Consider the following 3,827-nt stretch of genomic DNA (forward strand, 5'->3'; position numbering starts at 1 on the left):
ACGGGTGGTTGACGCGGCGCCATGCCATGTCGGTGACATGCAGCAGGCCGTCAACGCCGCCCAGATCGACGAAGGCGCCGTATTCGGTGATGTTCTTGACCACGCCCTTGACGTTCTGACCTTCGGTCAGGTTGGCGATGACCTCGGCGCGCTGTTCGGCGCGGCTTTCTTCCAGAATGGCGCGGCGCGACACGACGATATTGCCGCGGCGGCGGTCCATTTTCAGGATCTGGAAGGGCTGTTTCAGGCCCATCAGCGGGCCGGCATCGCGCACGGGGCGCACATCGACCTGGCTGCCCGGCAGAAAGGCCACGGCACCGCCCAGATCGACGGTAAAGCCGCCCTTGACGCGACCGAAGATGGCGCCTTCGACGCGCTCTTCATCGGCATAGGCTTTTTCCAGACGGTCCCACGCCTCTTCGCGGCGGGCTTTCTCGCGGCTGATCGAGGCTTCGCCACGGGCGTTTTCCACGCGGTCCAGAAACACCTCGACCTCGTCGCCGATGGCCAGACGGGCATCTTCGCCGGGATTTGCGAATTCTTTAAGATCGACGCGGCCTTCCATCTTGTAGCCGACATCAATGATGGCCTGGCCCGCCTCGATGGCGATGACCTTGCCTTTGACAACGCTGCCCTCGGAGGGGGTGTCAATGTCGAGGCTTTCGTTCAGGAGGGCCTCGAACTCCTCCATGGTCGCTTTAGCGCACATATATAATCAGTTTCCTTCACATGTGTTTCACTGGCCAGACGGTTGGCTCCGCCGGTCTTTCATTGCGGTGCCCGCAGGAATCGCTAAACCTGAAAGGGCCGCGACTTGCGCCCGACCCTGCCTGATATTCTTCCATGGCGATCTGTCCCGAGGACTGCGCCCGTATAGGGGCAGACTTGACATTAGGCAAGCCCCGCGATTGTTGCCGACGAAAACCGGGCGGCCCTCTGCCCCGCAGGATTCGCCGCATTCCGTGCATTGACGGTTGATCTGCCGCCCCGGCCTCTGCTTGATGGGATGACAGGTCCGCGTGATGCGGGCAGGGCGGCGGGCCAGAGGACCATGATCGACAAGCTGGAAATGTTTCTGGCGGTGGCGAAGGAACGCCATTTCGGGCGGGCGGCGGCCAGCCTGGGGATCACCCAGCCGACGCTGTCGGCGGGGATCAAGCAGCTTGAGGATCAACTGGGTGTGCTGCTGATCTTTCGCAATTCGCGCTTTGGCGGCCTGACCCCCGAGGGGCAAAGCGCGCTGATCTGGGCGCGGCGCATCGTCGCCGACAGCCGCCAGTTGCGCGAAGAGATGCGGGCGGTGCGTTACGGGCTGTCGGGCCGGCTGCGCATCGCGGTGATTCCCACGGCGCTGACCTGGGCCGCACGGCTGAGCGCGCGCTTTGGCGCGGTGCATCCCAATGTCGGCTTTACCATCCTGTCGCGCACCTCGGTCGAGATCCTCAAGATGATCGACGATCTGGAGGTCGATGCCGGGATTTCCTATCTGGACAACGAACCCCTGGGCAAGGTCAGCACCGTTCCGCTGTATGACGAACGTTACATGCTGGTCTGCGGCGAGGGATCGCCCCTTGCCGAGCGTGTCCGCGCGCGTTGGTCCGATCTGGATGGGCAACGGCTGTGCCTTCTGACATCGGACATGCAGAACCGGCGCATCATCAACCGCAATCTGGCCGAGTCAGGGGTGACGCCACAGGCGGCGATCGAATCGAACTCGACCATCGTGCTGGTTGCGCATGTGCTGGAAGGCGGCTGGCTGACCGTCCTGCCCGAGGACATCGCCGGGTTTCTGGCGCAGGGCAAGCCGCTGCGGCTGGTGCCGCTGGAACAGCCCGCCACCACCCATGCCGTCGGTCTGGTCGCCCCCTGGCGCGAGCCGCATACTCCGGTCACGCAGGCCCTGCTGGCCGAGGCGCGGCGAATGCGGCAGGATAGATAAAACCTATGAATTAACGGAACAACGATATTGATTTTCCATCGCCGCCCCTGTTCTTTTAACCAAAGGGAAATGTCGAAAGGCCAGCCATGCAAGTGAATGCGCCAGCCCCGACCGAGGAGGATATTCGCGCCATCGCCGCGCCGCTTGCCTCGCTGGAAGGGCCGTTACTGCCGATTCTGCACGCCGTGCAGGACAACTTTGGCCATGTGCCGCAGGCCGCCGTGCCGGTGCTGGCCGACCTGCTGAATCTGGGCCGGGCCGAGATTCACGGCGTCATCAGCTTTTACCACGATTTCCGCGAAACCCGCGCGGGTCGGCATGTGCTTAAAATCTGCCGGGCCGAGGCGTGTCAGGCGATGGGCGGGCATGCGCTGGCGCTGGAGACGCTGGAAAAGCTGGGGATCGGCTGGCATGACACGACGCAAAACGGTGCGCTGACGGTTGAACCGGTCTATTGCCTTGGCCTCTGCGCCTGCGCACCCGCCGCGATGCTGGACGGGCGGGTGGTCGGGCGGCTGGATAAGGCGCGGATGGACGGGTTGCTGGACGAGGCGGGCGCATGAAGATTTACGTTCCCATGGACAGCGCCGCGCGGGCGGTCGGCGCGGATGCTGTGGCCGAGGCCATCGCGCGCGAGGCAGCGGCCCGCGACATGCCGGTGCAGATCATCCGCAACGGCACGCGCGGGATGATCTGGCTGGAACCTCTGGTCGAGATTGACGCGGGCGAGGGGCGCGTGGGCTTTGGCCCGGTCGCGCCCGGAGATGTGCCCGCGCTGCTGGACGGCACGCTGGACAGCCTTGGTCCTGTCGAGGATATTCCCTATTTCGCCCGCCAGACGCGGCTGACCTTTGCGCGCTGCGGGGTGATCGACCCGCTGGATCTGGATGATTATCAGGCGCATGGCGGTCTGGCCGGACTGCGTCGTGCCATCGCCATGACGCAGGCGCAGATCGTGCAGGAGGTGACGGACAGCGGCCTTCGCGGGCGCGGCGGCGCGGGTTTTCCGACCGGCATCAAGTGGAATACGGTCATGCAGGCCGATGCGGCGCAGAAATATATTGTCTGCAACGCCGATGAGGGCGACAGCGGCACATTCGCCGACCGCATGATCATGGAGGGCGATCCCTTTACCCTGATCGAGGGCATGGCGATTGCCGGTCTGGGCGTGGGCGCGACGCGCGGCTATGTCTATCTGCGCAGCGAATATCCCGACGCGATTGCGGTGATGACCCGCGCCGTGCAGATCGCCCGCGAGGCCGGGGTTCTGGGGCTGGATGTTCTGGGCTCGGGGCGCGCCTTCGACATGGAGATCCGCACAGGTGCCGGGGCCTATGTCTGCGGCGAGGAAACCAGTCTGCTGAACTCGCTTGAAGGAAAGCGCGGCGTGGTGCGCGCCAAGCCTCCGCTGCCCGCGTTACAGGGGTTTCTGGGCCAGCCCACGGTGGTCAACAACGTCATCAGCCTGGCAACGGTGCCGGTGATCTTTGAACGCGGCGCGCAGGCTTATGCCGATTTCGGGCAGGGCCGGTCGCGCGGCACCGTGACCTTGCAGATCGCCGGGAATGTGAAGCATGGCGGGCTGTTCGAAACCGCGTTCGGCCTGACCCTTGGCGAGGTGGTAAACGAGATCGGCGGCGGCACGGCCTCGGGGCGGGCGGTCAAGGCGGTGCAGGTCGGCGGGCCGCTGGGGGCCTATATGCCGGTCAGCAAATTCGACACGCCGATGGGATACGAGGAATTCGACCAGCAGGGCGGGCTGATCGGCCATGCCGGGCTGGTGGTGTTCGACGATACCGCCGACATGTTGCAGATGGCCCGCTTTGCGATGGAATTCTGCGCCATCGAATCCTGCGGCAAATGCACCCCCTGCCGCATCGGCGCAGTG

At 64.7% G+C, this 3,827-nt stretch carries 4 protein-coding genes; 3 read left to right on the forward strand and 1 reads right to left on the reverse strand.

Features of this window, described 5'->3' with window-relative positions; genetic code table 11:
• A partial coding sequence (locus ACK5L9_RS22010) for a S1 RNA-binding domain-containing protein (RefSeq protein ID WP_416913597.1) occupies positions 1-709 on the reverse strand: 709 nt, incomplete at its 3' end.
• Positions 710-1,051: 342 nt separating this feature from the next.
• Here ACK5L9_RS22010 and ACK5L9_RS22015 point away from each other — a divergent pair.
• From ACK5L9_RS22015 to ACK5L9_RS22025, 3 genes are all read left to right on the forward strand, one after another.
• On the forward strand, positions 1,052-1,939 hold the full coding sequence (locus ACK5L9_RS22015) for a LysR family transcriptional regulator (RefSeq protein WP_416913600.1): 888 nt from the start codon (positions 1,052-1,054) through the stop codon (positions 1,937-1,939).
• 86 nt (positions 1,940-2,025) lie between these two features.
• Entirely contained in the window at positions 2,026-2,502 is a 477-nt protein-coding gene (locus ACK5L9_RS22020) for a formate dehydrogenase subunit gamma (protein ID WP_416913598.1), read from the forward strand.
• The coding region (locus ACK5L9_RS22025) for a formate dehydrogenase beta subunit (RefSeq protein ID WP_416913599.1) at positions 2,499-3,827 on the forward strand (1,329 nt) is incomplete at its 3' end. The genes ACK5L9_RS22020 and ACK5L9_RS22025, both read left to right, overlap by 4 nt.

This window comes from Paracoccus sp. (in: a-proteobacteria) (genome assembly GCF_047973135.1).
Taxonomy (GTDB): Bacteria; Pseudomonadota; Alphaproteobacteria; order Rhodobacterales; family Rhodobacteraceae; genus Paracoccus.